This window comes from Microcoleus sp. S28C3 (genome assembly GCF_036700785.1).
Lineage (GTDB): Bacteria > Cyanobacteriota > Cyanobacteriia > Cyanobacteriales > Microcoleaceae > Microcoleus > Microcoleus asticus.
The window spans coordinates 1-13804 of the sequence record NZ_JAUBPO010000062.1; the positions used below are offsets into that span (position 1 = coordinate 1).

Sequence of the window (13804 nt, forward strand, 5' to 3'; positions counted from 1 at the left end):
TGATTGCTGGTATTTATAATTATGAACTTTCTTTGAAGATAAATTAGCGATCGCCTGAGAATTTCGCAAGAGGTCTAATATCTCCTTTCTTATTCTGTTAGAGAGGGATTTTGTTTGACTATTGATCGGTTTAAACCGAGTATGCAATGAATTTTTAACGCTGATTTAGTATCTTAGGCAAAGTTGACTTATGAGCGAACATCGCTTAGCTGAAAATGTCATTGAGCGGCCTCGTGGAGGGTTGAGGATCAGCTCAAGAAAGGTAAAAGGGCAAAAAACATCTCTGGTAAAACTAACTGAAGAAGCTACTACAGATGGACTGCTTAGCCCCTACTTAATTAAGCCTAGAAACAAGACAAAATGGTTTTCCGATTGTCTGGGCCCGCTGTACCAATGGCTGCAATCTCATGTAGGTCAGTATTGGGATGATGTTTACAGCAAACTGTGTCAAATTCTCGATATCACTACTTTATCCGGTCAACATATTGTCTCTCACGTATGGGGCTATGTGGAACGGAATGCTGTGTTAATTGATGGGGTTCCTTATCGAAAAAAACGTGGATTTCATGGTACAGATCTTCCTCTTGGTTATTGGTACAAGCAACTTTATATCCATCCTGAGACTGGAATTCTTTGTTTAGCTAAGAGAATTCCGAAAGTACCTAAAAAAAAGCCAGATGATTTTGTATTCGTAGATGCTTATCATCATTATCGCAAAATAGATGATTTGTGGTATGCGTTCGAGCTAGCAGATATTGAACCCTTGGCAATAAACACAAATAAATCTTCTGTGAACCGGGAGAAGTACGTTGCGAGCAAACGTCAGTGCAACAAAAAACAAATTAAGTTAATTATGGAACAAATAGCTAAAACTAAGGACTGAAGTCCTGACTGCAAACGAAAGATGTGAAAGTGGTGAGGAAGGAGAATTAAATTATGAAAACTACAACTATAATTTACCGATCGCCCAAGGAGATAGACAGTCTAATTCATGCTTTCCAAGAATGCAGCTTGCCGCGAAGTCAATGGACTCACGAAGCGCATTTAACCGTTGCTCTGTGGTATCTGTTTTATGACTCCGAGCAAGAAGCAATCAATGCGATTCGCAATGGCATTAAACGTTACAACTCGGTTCAAGGAATTGAAACCACACAAAACAGCGGGTATCACGAAACGGTAACGCTATTTTGGGTGCGAAATGTTGGCCGATATCTCGCCGATGAAAGTCACAATCGCTCGATCGTACATCTGGCTAACGGTTTGATTGCAAAATATGCCGATTCCCTACGGGATAGCTCCGCTTCACGCACTTTACCATTTCGCTATTACACCCGCGATCGCCTGATGTCCTGGGAAGCCAGAAATAGCTGGGTTGAACCCGATTTGAAGCCTCTCGAATCCGAAACAGCCAGGGATTTCAATCCATCGCGGAATGAGGCGATAAGCACAAAATATTAGTTAACAATCAAAATGGGAGATTGTACAATGAATATGAATGCAGCCGAGCGCGATTTACGTTTGGAAATGCTCAACAGTCTGCTCACCACTCCTCACCGTCTATTAGAAAAAGTAGCAGAAATTCACAAGTTAATTATCGAATTAGACCCAATATTTTACGGTCATTTAGCAGTGTGGTATCAACGTCACGGCGACGTGCGCGATCACAAGGAAGTTTTTGCCGGAAACTTGCTAACTTCGGCGCTGACGGAACACCGAGATGCCGGTTTTATGATGCTGCAAGAGTTTCCTCCCTACGAGGTTTCGCGGATTGTGGACTTTATGAAGCGGCACCAGAATAAGGTGCCTCGCAGCGCGCGCACTGCTGTTACTCGCTATCTGAAATCGCGGGAAAAGAATTCGCAGTTTTTCGATCGCGCCGCCATCCGCAACCGCAAGGCGATGAAGCATTTGTACGCAACGCTGCACGTCAAGCCGAGCGATCGCGCTAATGCTATTCTGTTTAAAGACAATCCGCCGGAAGACTCTCTGGCATTCGTTTTGAAGCAGTTAGCAAAGGCGGCGACACCTGCGGAACAGGCGAATTTGATTGTTGAGTACAAGATTCCGTATACGATCGCAGTTGGTGCGATCAAACAGCTAACGCCAACGGTTTTGGCCGCGCTGATTAACTCGATGTCGCCGCAGGAAGTCATCAACAATTTGAAATCGATTCAGTCGCGCGGCGCGATGGATCACCCGGAAGTCAAGCAGTTGATTGACTCGAAGTTGGATGAAGCGGCAAAGTGCGATCGGGTTTCTGCTTACAAAGCGAGTGTTGCGGGTGCGGGCGCGAACTTGGACGCAGCAACGGCGGCGAAGCTGGAAGCGGTGACAAACGAACAGGTGAAGAAACGCGGCAAGATTGCGAAAGCAACTGGTTTGTTGATTGACAAGTCGGGTTCAATGGAAAGTGCGATCGAAGTCGGGAAGCGTCTCGCTGCTTTGATTTCCGGCATTTCCGACGCTGCACTGTTCGTTTATGCCTTTGACACGATGCCGTATCCAGTGCAAGCAAACGGCAGCGAATTGACAGACTGGGAACGCGCTTTCAAGCACATTCGCGCTGGCGGCGGCACAAGTTGCGGTTGCGCGGTGGAAGCAATGCGAATTAAAAAGCAGGTTGTCGAGCAATTCATTATGGTAACAGATGAAGGCGAAAACTCTTCACCTTACTTCGCGGATGCTTATCAGAATTACTGTCGCAGTTTGGGGGTAATTCCTGATGTTGTGATTGTGCGAGTTGGTTCTTGGTGCGAATATGTCCAGAAGCAATTGAAGGACAAACAAGTATCGGTGGAAACCTTTACGTTTGCGGGTGATTATTACTCCTTGCCGAATTTAGTGCCGATGTTGAGTCGTCCTTCGCGCTTGGAATTGTTGATGGAAATTCTGGACACGTCGCTGCCTGTGAGGGATGATAAGTAAATTGTAGGGTGCGCACTGCGCACCTTACTTATTATATGCTAAAATTGGCACGGAGCTGAAGGACAAGACACTATGAAACTAGCTGAAGCTTTAATTTTAAGAGCTGACTGTCAAAAAAGAATGGAACAACTGCGATCCAGATTGACAAGAAGTGCTAAAGTACAGGAAGGAGAAGAACCTCCGGAAAATCCCCAAGCACTGATGAGCGAAATAGATGCTGGGGTGCAAGAACTGGAAGACTTAATTAAAAAAATTAACAAGACTAATTCGCTGACAACTCTGGAAGAGGGAGTGACTTTATCGGATGCTTTAGCCAAGAGAGATGTTCTCGCCCTCAAGCGCGGCATCTACAATTATGTAGTTGACGCAAGCGCTTTGAGGCAAGACCGCTATACTCGATCGGAAGTCAAATTTTTCAGTACGATCGACGTTGGTGAACTGCAAACGCAAATGGATCGAATGTCTAGACAGTATCGGGAGTTAGATACTAAAATACAGCAAGCAAACTGGAATACTGAACTTATTGATTGAGCAAGTTGGTAGCCAAACCAATAGAAGCGAGCACAAAACCCTGCCAATTGGGTTAAGTTGGCACCAGCCTTTTAAGCTGGCATGAGGGGTCATGCTAAAACCTCACAAATTAAGCCCAGTATTGTTACAAGGGTACAGGGCATTGTTAAAGTTACTACCGCGTGCAGGTCTATTGATATTGGTGAGGGTGGGTTAGGGGTTTCTTGCTCAATTGCAAAAAATATTGGGAATTCCAGTATGATGTCAACTAAGATTACATACACTGAAGCTGAAGCAAATTTAAAAATCTGTGCGATCGCGCTGTTGAAACTGGGGAGGTAATAGTTATTACTAGACCGAACGGCAAAAATGCGGTTTTGATTTCTGAGGCAGAATTAGAAAGTTTGCTAGAAACGCTTTATTTGCTGAGGTCGCCTGCCAATGCAACTCGTTTGTTTACAGCATTAAAAAGAGCTAAAGCAAGAGTCATTCAACCTCAGACACTCGATGAAATTTGCAAAAAATTTGGCATTAATGAAGAGGATGATACTGAAAATGAGGTAGCGATCGCCAGTTAAACCATTGATGACCGAATCACAATCTTCCACTATACTCTAAACTTGGGAGGAGCAGTTGTTGACTTCAATATTAATCAAAGATTTAGAGGGATAATAAGTAAATTGTAGGGTGCGCACTGCGCACCTTACTTATTTTTAGGGTATCATAGACCTGACGGGGTTGTCACCCTGTCAGCTAGCGCTCAATATTTAAATGCTCTATCATTTTGGCAAACACCTAATGAGCAAAAAGAAACCTGAACCCAGACAAATAATTTATGAAAGTCCAAACCGTCACCCCTACGCAGCAAAGGTTGGAATCATCTTGGATAAAGGATATGAATTACCCTTTCAGGGTGAAGCGTGCCTTTTAGTTGATGATAAGTCTATTGTCCGTATATTACCATCACAAGATGTGAGCCAGTTGGGGAGTGAAAAGCCGCAAAAACTAGATGTATACGTGGAAGGATTTGCGACTGCGGGTGAAGCTGAACAGAAGGGATTAAAGCTCTCATTGGCTCTGCTATGGGCAGCCGTATCAAGGAAGCATCCACTTCGCCTTGATTATCATACTCCACGACCTTGTATGGTATACGATCGTACCAAAGAGAGCGGAAGTGGATGTATGGTAACGGCAAGTTTCACCGTGGTTATGAACAGCAGCAGAATGGTGCAGCTTGTCAAGGAGATATTTTCAGCTAATATTATTGATGTTGATGAAAAACTCTTAGTATCAATGGAGCTGTTTGCATCTGCCAGACTCGAAACTACTGAGCGTGCTCGATTTGTTGGACTGGTCTCTTCCCTTGAACCACTCGCCCAGCAAGAAGCTTATGAGAACGCAGAACTTAAAGAGTTAGTGAAGAGTTTTGTCGATCAATTAAAAACTACCTCTATTCCCGACGATATTAAATCGTCACTCATAGGTCGGATTAATGGCCTAAAGCAGGAATCAGTTTCTCGAGCGATTAGGCGCCTTGTCAAGGAACATTTTCCTGAAAATAAAGATGCAGTTTCTACGGTTGAAGAAGCTTATGACATTCGGAGCAAAATTTTGCATGAAGGTGCTTTTGATGCAGATTTGGCTCAAAAAAGCAACGAGATTGAGGATATTATTAGGCAAATCTACTCTCGCATCCTCAAATTAGAGTTGTATGTTCGGCCAAACCAATAAGCAAGCGAAAGTTATCTTATGTGGAGCAACTAGATCCCCTTGAGGCGGTGTTGGAGTTTCGAGAAAGAGTTAGAGAAAATTTAAGGGGAAGTTGAGATTTAATATCAATCTTTACTACCAAACATCTCCCTCAATATCCTCAAGCGACAACTTTTTACCTTTTTTAAATTATTCTCTACTTTGAGCAATAATTTCTTGTAATTCTGGATTAGCGATGGATGACACTAACTGGGAATCCGCAGCAGCCAAAGCCGCGCGCAACTTTTCCGAAGTGAGTGCAGGATATTTTTCTAACACCTGCTGTTCCGTCCATCCCGCAGCAAAGAGGCCCAGCAAGAATTCTACAGACAATCGAGTTTCTGGCGCTGCTGGTTGACTTGTTGAAGCTTTCGGGTTTGGATGAATGAGCTTTCGCCAGTCCATTGTTTTACTTAAACGATTGGGGAAGATTCCGCCGATTATACTGCATTTGGGTACAGTAAAAACACTGACCTCGTTGACTGACTTTGTAACAGTGCCACCGCAGGTCATACCATTTTAGATTTTAGATTTTGGATTTTAGATTGGGAATCACTGATGAGTTAAGGGTTTGGAGTTTGGCTAGAGTCACATTTTTTTTGAACTGGTGTCATTTCGCGGTTTTGCGATTAAATTGTTATTACGATCGCACTACAGCACTTTCTTATAGAGTAGAGTGATGGGGTAGCGACGGGGCGATCGCCCTTTTTCCTTTTGTCCGTTTAAATACCAAACCGCGTTAGCGAAGCCCTCGAAGAGGATCGTACTAAATCTCAACCCACTGTGTAACCCACGGTGTAGCCCACAATACAACTACTTTAACTTCTTAAAACTATGGGAAAAAAGTCGAAAGCCAAAAAATCCCAGGTCAAAAAACCCAGTTTGCTCTGCCAGCGACTGCAAGAAGCTCTCGATCGAGGCAGCAAAGTTTGGATTAAAACAAATAATAGCAGTTTCGGCGGCATCCCGATTAATCTGTTCGGGGAGTTTGCGGAACTTTTGGTAATAGTTCCCCCTCACGAACAGGCGGAAAATATCGATGCTTACGGACAAGTTACGTGGCTGATTCGAGTCTCTGATATTATTGCACTCGCTTACCCTACTGAATACTGGTCTAAAGATAGATTAGAAAGTTTGCTGCCACCTGATGCAGTTACTTCCGAAGTAGGAGATTCACTGTAAGGCGCGCAATGCGCACCCAACTTTTAGCGGAGTTGTATTTGGTAAGGTGCGCAATGCGCACCCTACATTTCCTATTTTTTAAGCGGTTTTACGAACGAAAATATACACCGCTCGGCTCAATTTTTATCAATTTAATTAGTTGTTGCAAGCTGAAAGTTGGACTTTACAGTTGCCGCCATCTAGTTCGCTGCAACCGGCGAGAGCTTGAGCTTCTGCTGCTGCTTTATCGTCGCCCCAGCCCGCACCTGCTCCTCCTTTGCCTACTGCGATCGCTCCACAATTATTGCTATTAGATGTCAGCGGTTCGCAGTCGTTAGCACCTTCGCTTTGTTCATTGCAGACGGCTACTGCTGCGTTTAGCGCTTCTTTCTCTGTAGCATGATCCCAACTAATACCAGTGGCGTCAGAAGTCGGAGAATAAGCAGTAGCTCCATAGGTGTCCTGAGCTTTAGCTACCTGGACTGAGCCAAAAAGAGGAAGTGTCAAAGCTGTCACTACAACCAACTTAGAAAAGAGCTTTTGCAGCATATTTACTTGAGAAATCTACAAGGTTAAATTTGGAGGTTCGCTCAATATTAGATTAGGATATTCATTCCTGTCAACACTCTTTACAAATATTTATATTAGTTAAATTAAAAGTGTGTTCTGTAAAAAAAAGTAAGATTACGGAGGTCAATTCAGTGGCAGATATCCGCAAAATCCTCAGCCAACTCGCGGCTAAAGAAGGGCAGCTACTCGATACCCAATTCCTAGCTCCCTGCGTGCGCGGGGGAAGCGTGCGGATAAGGGTTAGCTCAATGATTTATACTTTTCAACCGCAGCCGCGAAACTTTGAAGGATGGGCTATTTTTGAACCAATTAATGAGAAAATTGCTGCGGTGATTGAGGAGCCGAGTTTGCCGCAAGTGGCAGAGTATTTGCAACTGCTCGTACCCGTTCGCTTGCAGTTGGCTTGCGTGCTGCAAGGGCAAACTTGGCTGGCTTATCCTGTTAACGAATCTGATGCTAAACAGCGCACTGGTGTTGCGAAACCCGTACCAGTTCATTTAGTAACTGAAGGTTCGCAGTTTGAGCCGATTGTTGCGCGGTGGGACGGTCATTGTTTGTGGTTTGAAGAGATTGACAGGCGCGCCGCTCCGCTGCCGTCTGAGGAATTGAAAGCAGCTTTGAAAAAGTTGATTTTGCCTCAAGATGTTCGCTTTAAAGGGATGACGCCAGAAATGCGAACTGTTTACGGATTGGTGTCCCAAAATATTAAAGATTTCGATCCGAAAGTGCGGGAAGAAAAGCGCTTGCAGCGGGCGTTGAAAATGGGCGGCGGTGAATTGCGGGATTTTTTCGATCGCGAAAATTATTGGCTGGTTGAATGGACTAGCGGGAGTGGAGAACACCACACTTCTGCGATCGCCAAAAATGACTTGACAGTTATGAGTGCGGGCATTTGTCTCAGCGGATTGGACAAAGACTTCGACTTGCATTCATTGGTTGGAGTCGTCGAAAATCGATAATTCTTGATTACCATGAGTATATTTTTTCACGAACAACTTTACAGAAGTGCCGCAGTGATGTCGCTGGTAAAAAATTTCCCGGTAACGGTGTGCGGCGCGGGCGCTTTGGGTGCGAATATAACAGAAAGTCTGGCGCGATCGGGCTTTTGTCAGTTAAAAGTCATCGATCGCGATCGCATCGAGGAACGCAACCTTTCCACTCAACCCTATTATCGATCGGACATCGGCGCATTCAAAGCCAAAATTCTCGCCAACAACCTCTACCGTGCTTTGGGAGTCAGCATTGACGTTCACTCAAAAGAATTGACGCCTGCAAATGCCGATCGGCTGCTGGTTAACAGCGCCACAGTCATCGATACTTTTGATAACAGTATCGGCCGACAAGCAGTCAAGGATTACTGTGCGAGTGTGTCGATTCCCTGCGTGCACGTCGGATTAGCTGCGGATTACTCCGAAATAATTTGGAACCAGCACTATCGGGTTCCTTCAGCGGCGAATGATGACGTTTGCGATTACCCGCTGGCTAGAAACTTGGTAATGCTGACAGTTGCAGTTGCCTGCGAAGTAATTGTTACCTTTGCTGCTACCCAAGAGCAACAAAATTTAACTTGCACGATCGGAGATTTTGCCGTTAAGCCACTTATATTGTAGAATGTCGGTTGACTGTTGCCAGAAACCCGGTCGAGATTGGATATGTCCATCCCAGAAACCCGGTTTCTCACTCTCAAACAATCGTCAAACTTGCAAAAAACGCTTGAAAATTTAACAGGGAAAGTATGGCAGGATCGCAGACTTTTTATTTTGTACTAGCAATTCTCGGTCTATTAGTTTTGACTGGCGCAAATGGAGCCAACTATGCAGCGGGCGACGCAGTTTGCCACACTAATGATTGCCATAGACCAGAGGTGAGACACCATAAAAGGATTTTAAAATGCGGCTCGAAAGGGCACGATGTGAAGAAACTGCAAAAGTTGTTGAACGCGCGGGGCTTGTCCCCACACCCGATCGTAATTGATGGCGTTTTCGGTCCGACAACCGAAAATGCAGTGAAAAGATTTCAGCGGCAAGCTCATATTCCTGTAGACGGAGTTGTGGGAGGCAAAACTTGGGACAGACTGTTTGCTAGTTCGTAACTTGAAGCACCGGACAACAAAGGTTCCTAAGTCATCATTGCTAATCATTAATCGCTGCGGTTTGTAGTTGGACAGATAGCGCATTTTGTGCAACTACAGACACAGAAGCTTTAATCAACAATCAATCGCATATCTAGATTGCTAATGAATGAAGTTTTAGATTTTTGGTTTGGTCCATCGCACTCTCCTGAGTTTGGCAAAGTCCACAAGAAATGGTTTGAAAAAGATGCGGATTTTGATGCCGAAGTGCGATCGCGCTTTTTGCAGCAATACGAACTAGCTGCCTCCGGTCAACTCGACTCATGGCAAGATTCCCCCGAAAACTGCCTAGCATTAATTCTACTGCTCGATCAATTTCCGCGCAATATGTTTCGCGCCACACCTCAAGCCTTCGCCACAGACAGCAAAGCTTTAGCCACCGCCGAATACGCTGTTAATCACAACTTCGATCGCGAATTGCTGACTGTACAAAAATTGTTTATTTATCTCCCTTTTCAACACAGCGAAAACTTAGAAAACCAGCAAAAATCTGTGGAACTATTTCGCCAACTCAGCGGCGAACCCGACAGCGATTCACTCATTGAATACGCGTTGCAGCATTTGAAAATAATCGAGCGTTTTGGGAGATTTCCCCACCGAAATCAAATTCTCGGACGCGAAACAACCCCGGAAGAAGCAGAGTTTCTTAGACAACCCGGTTCGGGATTTTAAAGCGCGATCGCAAAACCTCGCTCGTTCTGATATATTCGAGGCTTGTAGAGGCAGTTTTAAGCCGCAATCAGAACCAACAGCAGACAATCTCTCTACCAAATTCGCTGCAACCCAACGCATCTCAAATTGAATAGTGAAATTAGAAAAGAAGATAAATTCTTGATTCAACAAAAAGTATACGAGGGTGAAGAATTTATCTACCGCCCAATCCTCACCCCCGATACTGCACCCGGTAAATCCGGTTGTTCGCTTCCTCAGTAAACAGCAAACTCCCGTCAGGTAAAACCAGCAAACCAACAGGCCGTCCCCAAGTTTTCGGGCCCGACGGATCTGTCAGAAAACCAGTCAGAAAATCCTCATAATAACCTTGAGGGCGTCCGTTCGCCGCATTAAAAGGTACAAACACAATTTTATAACCAGTTCCAGAGTTCCGATTCCAACTGCCGCGAAACGCCACAAACGCCCCGTTCAGGAATCTTTTGGGAAACGTTTTGCCGTCGTAAAACTGAAGCCCCAAAGCCGCCGAATGCGCCTGAAACAGCACGTCCGGCATTAATGTTTTAGCCGCTAAATCAGGTCGCTCGCTCGTACCGTTTCGGACGTGGCGCGGGTCGAGCAAATTCGGCTTAAAATAAGCGTAAGGCCAGCCGTAAAATTCGCCTTGACGAATTCTTGTCAAGTAATCCGGCACCAAATCATCTCCCAAACCGTCGCGTTCGTTGATTGTCGCGTAGAGTTGATTGGTTTTTGGGTGAAAATCCAATCCCACCGGATTTCGCAAACCGGAAGCAAAAATTTGCGGGTTCTTGCCGTCCAAATTCATCACTTGAACAGACGCCCTCGGCAGCGGTTCGACATTTGCATTAGACTGCGATCCAACTGATACGAAAAGCTTGCTATTATCTGGGGAAACGACAACATTCCGCGTCCAGTGTTGGTTATAGCCGCCGCCCGGTAAATCGGCAATTTTTTGACCGCTACCTGTCAATTGTTCCTGCCCTTTTGTGTAGGGAAATCGGCGGACTTCATCGGTATTTCCGAGGAAAAAATAGCGATCTGCAAAAGCCATGCCAAAGGGAATATTTAACCCGTTTTGGGTACTTGCAAAAGTTTTGCGAACCTCAGCAACGCCGTCGCCGTTGCCATCCCGCAGCAGCGTAATCCGATTCTGCCGGGTTTCTGTTACCAAAACATCGCCTGTGGGCGTCAAAGCCAGCCATCGGGGAGCGTCTAAATTGTCAGCAAAAACGTTGACGACAAAGCCAGGAGGCACTCGCAGCACTGGCGATGCGGGAATCGGTACTACTTGAGGGGATTTCGAGGCGCTTTCGCTGGCGAAAGGCTGCGGCAAAGAAGTTGCAACAATGCGGATTGGCTGTGGCGAAAGCGGTTTGGTCGGTACAATTTGACTTGTCCCAACCTTTGTCAGCGGTGCACGGGAGGGAATTTGCGACAGGGGGCCGTTGCCACCAACAGGAGGGGCGATCGCATCTGTAGCCCGATCGCACGCAATCAGCGGCAGCAGCAGAATTAGCAGCAAGAAACGCAGGTAATACATAGCAGCTATTTCTCAACAATTGCTGGACAATTCTATTATTCTAACTGTTATTAAACAGCGAAGCCACCGCGCACGCGGTGGCTTAATTTTGCTTACTCATACCAGTTGCAAAAAAGAATGCAACTGTAGGCCCGCGATCCAAACCTTGAGCTTCATCAGTCAATAGATTTTAGATTTTAGATTTTAGATTTTAGATTTTAGATTGAAGAAAACGACCCACTGATAAATCCGGTGGCTTGCGAATTGCTTTTGGTCATTCGCAATTCTCTAATCGAAAATCGAAAATCGAAAATGGTATAACCTAGCTCTACCAAAGTCCTCTCACAGGAGCCGGAGCCGGAGCCGGAATCGGACGGGGAGCCGGAATCGGAGCCGGAGCCGGACGCGGAATTGGAGCCGGACGCGGTACCGGTGCTGGGGTCGGACGCGGTGCCGGTGCTGGGGTTGGGGGACGAACCACCGTTGTGGCTACCACGTCATAATCGGGGATCACCGCGATATTTTGTATCTGAGATCCGGCTACGGTGGCTCTGACTTTCATTCCCGGTACGAGGCCAATAATTCTCAGGACGCATCTTTGAATCCTGAGAGTCCTGTACGGCGCGTTTTCTTCGCGAATTGTTACTACGTCGCCGACAATACTTTTGACAAAACCGATAATGGTTCGAGTGTTTGCTGTTGTGGTGGTCTGCGTTTGGGCTATTTCAGTTGCAGGGTTAGCCATCGCAGGATGCACGGAAACGGCCGAAATTAGCACGGACAGGGTTGCACCTGTCAATAATTTGATTTTCTGAAGACGCATTGAAACCTCACATTAACTGCTATTGAGGGTCGGGTTTGCTTCCGCTGCGCGAAAGTCCCAACCTCTAGACCTTATCTAGTTTAATCCCCAGAGTAGGAAATTTATGACAATCTCAAAAAAAGATTATCGAACAAGTATTAAAAGACTAAATTATACATTATAAGTTCCCGGTTTACAACAAGTTCAGCGGTTCGCAACTCTAGAGTGTTGGCGTGATATATTGAGTTTGTTCGATCGAGCGTTGCAGTTGTTTTAAGCCAACCTAACTGTTACTGCTGGGCGGGCAAATCTCCCAAAAGACAGATTGTGCTTGCTGGATGCAGCACCCCCATAGTTTCAATTCTCGATCTGCAGCCGGCCATTGCTAAACAATCAAATTAGTCGGAGGCAAAATTTAATCATTTTCTTGCATAATTTACGCATAAACCGGGTTTTTTCACGAAAATCTCTCACAGATCTGCACTGATCCCCTTATATAAACCCAGTTTTTTTGGTATTATTGTCTAAGCTTTGTATTGAGTTACAAGTTATCAGTTGTGGAATATAAGCTAAAAAATGCGTAGCATTGGCAGTGAAAAAGCCATCTCAAAACTTTAGTGAGCGGGTGCAGTTTGCGGATAATTACATAGGAACTTTGTAGGAACTGCTGGTGAGGAGTGTAGCGAACAAAAAAATGGTGAACAGCAAATTTTTATTTAACCAGCTAATTGTGCTGAGCTTGAGTGCAGCGGCGCTGTCGGTCGCCCTACAGCAGCAGGCGACTGCCGAACTGATGCCTAATTCAAGTCATAGTGCGATCGCAGCGGAGTCGGTCAAGTCCGATCGCAAATTGCCGAATCTCGGAGCACCAGAATTGCCGCCATTGGGAGAACCATTTCGGCATATTCCACAGGAACCCAAACCTCCGGTAACTCCAATTGAAGAAGTGCGTTTAGTGCTGAAATTGCGAGAACGCCGCGTCTATCTTTACCGACAAGATAAGGTGCAAGCCAGTTTTCCGGTTGCTGTCGGAAAAGGCGGCTGGGAAACTCCTACAGGCAATTTTAAAGTTATCCAAATGATCAAAGATCCAGTTTGGCAAAATCCTTGGACAGGAGAACTTATTCCTGCTGGGCCGGACAACCCATTAGGGAGTAGGTGGATGGGGTTTTGGACGGATGGCAAAAATGTGATTGGTTTTCACGGTACTCCGAATCCAGAGTCGATCGGGGGGGCGGCTTCTCACGGCTGCGTCAGAATGTTTGATAAAGACGCACAGGCTTTATTTGAGAAAGTCGCAGTTGGTACACCGGTGATAGTTGAGCATTAGTTATTAGCAAGTATAAAAACATCAATTCCCGGCGATTCAAATCGCGGCTACACATACAAAGTCCGCCTACGCGGACTGAGAAATTCTTCAGTCCGCGTAGGCGGACTTCGTTTGTATAGTAGCGGTTTCAACCGCCGAGGGATCAAGGGGTGTGGTTTCAACCGCCGAGGGATCGAGTAACGAACCCGGATTTGACCAAATATTAGATCGCACCTTGGCGGCTGGTTGGATAGTTGAAAAGCGATCGGGCATTTTCCCCGTTGGTACCGCATTTTGAATACCGCACCAATGTCAGCACAGAATTGGCTAAAGATTTCTTTACCCTCCGGATCGGTTGTGCGACTCAATGATAATACTAAAAGATTAAGGTAACAAAAAAATAGGTATCAGCAGCTATTGCTTGTAGTAATGGTGAAG

17 protein-coding genes are annotated in these 13804 nt (G+C 45.5%); 13 read left to right on the forward strand and 4 right to left on the reverse strand.

The genetic code is table 11. The features are described 5' to 3' along the window. The first annotated feature begins 190 nt into the window (after positions 1 to 190). From QUA13_RS18705 to QUA13_RS18730, 6 genes are all read left to right on the forward strand, one after another. On the forward strand, positions 191 to 883 hold the full coding sequence (locus QUA13_RS18705; RefSeq protein WP_333200847.1) for a hypothetical protein: 693 nt from the start codon (positions 191 to 193) through the stop codon (positions 881 to 883). 53 nt (positions 884 to 936) lie between these two features. Continuing rightward, complete coding sequence (locus QUA13_RS18710) at positions 937 to 1458, forward strand: hypothetical protein (RefSeq protein WP_333186633.1); 522 nt, start codon at positions 937 to 939, stop codon at positions 1456 to 1458. A 27-nt stretch (positions 1459 to 1485) separates the two neighbouring features. Next, positions 1486 to 2925 (forward strand): hypothetical protein, encoded by a 1440-nt coding sequence (locus QUA13_RS18715; protein WP_333200849.1) that lies wholly within the window; start codon positions 1486 to 1488, stop codon positions 2923 to 2925. A gap of 72 nt (positions 2926 to 2997) precedes the next feature. Beyond that, on the forward strand, positions 2998 to 3456 hold the full coding sequence (locus QUA13_RS18720; RefSeq protein WP_333186628.1) for a DIP1984 family protein: 459 nt from the start codon (positions 2998 to 3000) through the stop codon (positions 3454 to 3456). A 326-nt stretch (positions 3457 to 3782) separates the two neighbouring features. Continuing rightward, positions 3783 to 4013, forward strand: coding sequence for a type II toxin-antitoxin system Phd/YefM family antitoxin (locus QUA13_RS18725; protein WP_333200907.1), 231 nt, complete (start codon positions 3783 to 3785; stop codon positions 4011 to 4013). 220 nt (positions 4014 to 4233) lie between these two features. Further along, complete coding sequence (locus tag QUA13_RS18730; protein ID WP_333200851.1) at positions 4234 to 5166, forward strand: hypothetical protein; 933 nt, start codon at positions 4234 to 4236, stop codon at positions 5164 to 5166. 168 nt (positions 5167 to 5334) lie between these two features. Here QUA13_RS18730 and QUA13_RS18735 read toward each other — a convergent pair whose 3' ends face one another. Then, a complete protein-coding gene (locus QUA13_RS18735; protein WP_333200853.1) occupies positions 5335 to 5589 on the reverse strand; it encodes a DUF433 domain-containing protein in 255 nt (84 codons plus the stop codon). 429 nt (positions 5590 to 6018) lie between these two features. Here QUA13_RS18735 and QUA13_RS18740 point away from each other — a divergent pair, with 429 nt between their 5' ends. Continuing rightward, complete coding sequence (locus QUA13_RS18740; RefSeq protein ID WP_172192009.1) at positions 6019 to 6366, forward strand: hypothetical protein; 348 nt, start codon at positions 6019 to 6021, stop codon at positions 6364 to 6366. 135 nt (positions 6367 to 6501) lie between these two features. Here QUA13_RS18740 and QUA13_RS18745 read toward each other — a convergent pair whose 3' ends face one another. Beyond that, complete coding sequence (locus QUA13_RS18745) at positions 6502 to 6894, reverse strand: DUF4189 domain-containing protein (protein WP_172192011.1); 393 nt, start codon at positions 6892 to 6894, stop codon at positions 6502 to 6504. Between the two features lie 152 nt (positions 6895 to 7046). Between QUA13_RS18745 and QUA13_RS18750 the strand changes: the two genes are divergently transcribed. The 4 genes from QUA13_RS18750 (at position 7047) to QUA13_RS18765 (ending at position 9718) form a co-directional block, all read left to right on the forward strand. Continuing rightward, positions 7047 to 7874 (forward strand): hypothetical protein, encoded by an 828-nt coding sequence (locus QUA13_RS18750; RefSeq protein WP_333200856.1) that lies wholly within the window; start codon positions 7047 to 7049, stop codon positions 7872 to 7874. A gap of 12 nt (positions 7875 to 7886) precedes the next feature. Continuing rightward, positions 7887 to 8525: a ThiF family adenylyltransferase gene (locus tag QUA13_RS18755; protein WP_333200857.1), complete on the forward strand. Its 639-nt coding sequence runs from the start codon at positions 7887 to 7889 to the stop codon at positions 8523 to 8525. A 125-nt stretch (positions 8526 to 8650) separates the two neighbouring features. After that, complete coding sequence (locus tag QUA13_RS18760; protein WP_172192017.1) at positions 8651 to 9007, forward strand: peptidoglycan-binding domain-containing protein; 357 nt, start codon at positions 8651 to 8653, stop codon at positions 9005 to 9007. 144 nt (positions 9008 to 9151) lie between these two features. Next, the gene (locus tag QUA13_RS18765) at positions 9152 to 9718 is read left to right on the forward strand and encodes a DUF924 family protein (RefSeq protein ID WP_333200859.1); all 567 of its coding nucleotides are present in this window, start codon (positions 9152 to 9154) and stop codon (positions 9716 to 9718) included. Positions 9719 to 9929: 211 nt separating this feature from the next. Here QUA13_RS18765 and QUA13_RS18770 read toward each other — a convergent pair whose 3' ends face one another. Then, the gene (locus QUA13_RS18770; RefSeq protein ID WP_333200860.1) at positions 9930 to 11276 is read right to left on the reverse strand and encodes a sorbosone dehydrogenase family protein; all 1347 of its coding nucleotides are present in this window, start codon (positions 11274 to 11276) and stop codon (positions 9930 to 9932) included. Between the two features lie 307 nt (positions 11277 to 11583). Further along, positions 11584 to 12078, reverse strand: a complete 495-nt coding sequence (locus tag QUA13_RS18775; RefSeq protein WP_333200862.1) for an autotransporter — start codon at positions 12076 to 12078, stop codon at positions 11584 to 11586. A 673-nt stretch (positions 12079 to 12751) separates the two neighbouring features. Here QUA13_RS18775 and QUA13_RS18780 point away from each other — a divergent pair. Together QUA13_RS18780 and QUA13_RS18785 are read left to right on the forward strand one after the other, a co-directional pair. Beyond that, the gene (locus tag QUA13_RS18780) at positions 12752 to 13387 is read left to right on the forward strand and encodes a L,D-transpeptidase (RefSeq protein ID WP_333200864.1); all 636 of its coding nucleotides are present in this window, start codon (positions 12752 to 12754) and stop codon (positions 13385 to 13387) included. A gap of 151 nt (positions 13388 to 13538) precedes the next feature. After that, a complete protein-coding gene (locus tag QUA13_RS18785; RefSeq protein ID WP_333200866.1) occupies positions 13539 to 13664 on the forward strand; it encodes a hypothetical protein in 126 nt (41 codons plus the stop codon). Positions 13665 to 13804: the final 140 nt, after the last annotated feature.

What these genes read in the sequence shown, in the direction of transcription:
- QUA13_RS18705 (WP_333200847.1), top strand. Translation starts at nt 191, where the DNA reads ATGAGCGAACATCGCTTAGCTGAAAATGTCATTGAGCGGCCTCGTGGA.
- QUA13_RS18710 (WP_333186633.1), top strand. Translation starts at nt 937, where the DNA reads ATGAAAACTACAACTATAATTTACCGATCGCCCAAGGAGATAGACAGT.
- QUA13_RS18715 (WP_333200849.1), top strand. Translation starts at nt 1,486, where the DNA reads ATGAATATGAATGCAGCCGAGCGCGATTTACGTTTGGAAATGCTCAAC.
- QUA13_RS18720 (WP_333186628.1), top strand. Translation starts at nt 2,998, where the DNA reads ATGAAACTAGCTGAAGCTTTAATTTTAAGAGCTGACTGTCAAAAAAGA.
- QUA13_RS18730 (WP_333200851.1), top strand. Translation starts at nt 4,234, where the DNA reads ATGAGCAAAAAGAAACCTGAACCCAGACAAATAATTTATGAAAGTCCA.
- QUA13_RS18735 (WP_333200853.1), bottom strand. Translation starts at nt 5,589, where the DNA reads ATGGACTGGCGAAAGCTCATTCATCCAAACCCGAAAGCTTCAACAAGT.
- QUA13_RS18740 (WP_172192009.1), top strand. Translation starts at nt 6,019, where the DNA reads ATGGGAAAAAAGTCGAAAGCCAAAAAATCCCAGGTCAAAAAACCCAGT.
- QUA13_RS18745 (WP_172192011.1), bottom strand. Translation starts at nt 6,894, where the DNA reads ATGCTGCAAAAGCTCTTTTCTAAGTTGGTTGTAGTGACAGCTTTGACA.
- QUA13_RS18755 (WP_333200857.1), top strand. Translation starts at nt 7,887, where the DNA reads ATGAGTATATTTTTTCACGAACAACTTTACAGAAGTGCCGCAGTGATG.
- QUA13_RS18760 (WP_172192017.1), top strand. Translation starts at nt 8,651, where the DNA reads ATGGCAGGATCGCAGACTTTTTATTTTGTACTAGCAATTCTCGGTCTA.
- QUA13_RS18765 (WP_333200859.1), top strand. Translation starts at nt 9,152, where the DNA reads ATGAATGAAGTTTTAGATTTTTGGTTTGGTCCATCGCACTCTCCTGAG.
- QUA13_RS18770 (WP_333200860.1), bottom strand. Translation starts at nt 11,276, where the DNA reads ATGTATTACCTGCGTTTCTTGCTGCTAATTCTGCTGCTGCCGCTGATT.
- QUA13_RS18775 (WP_333200862.1), bottom strand. Translation starts at nt 12,078, where the DNA reads ATGCGTCTTCAGAAAATCAAATTATTGACAGGTGCAACCCTGTCCGTG.
- QUA13_RS18780 (WP_333200864.1), top strand. Translation starts at nt 12,752, where the DNA reads ATGGTGAACAGCAAATTTTTATTTAACCAGCTAATTGTGCTGAGCTTG.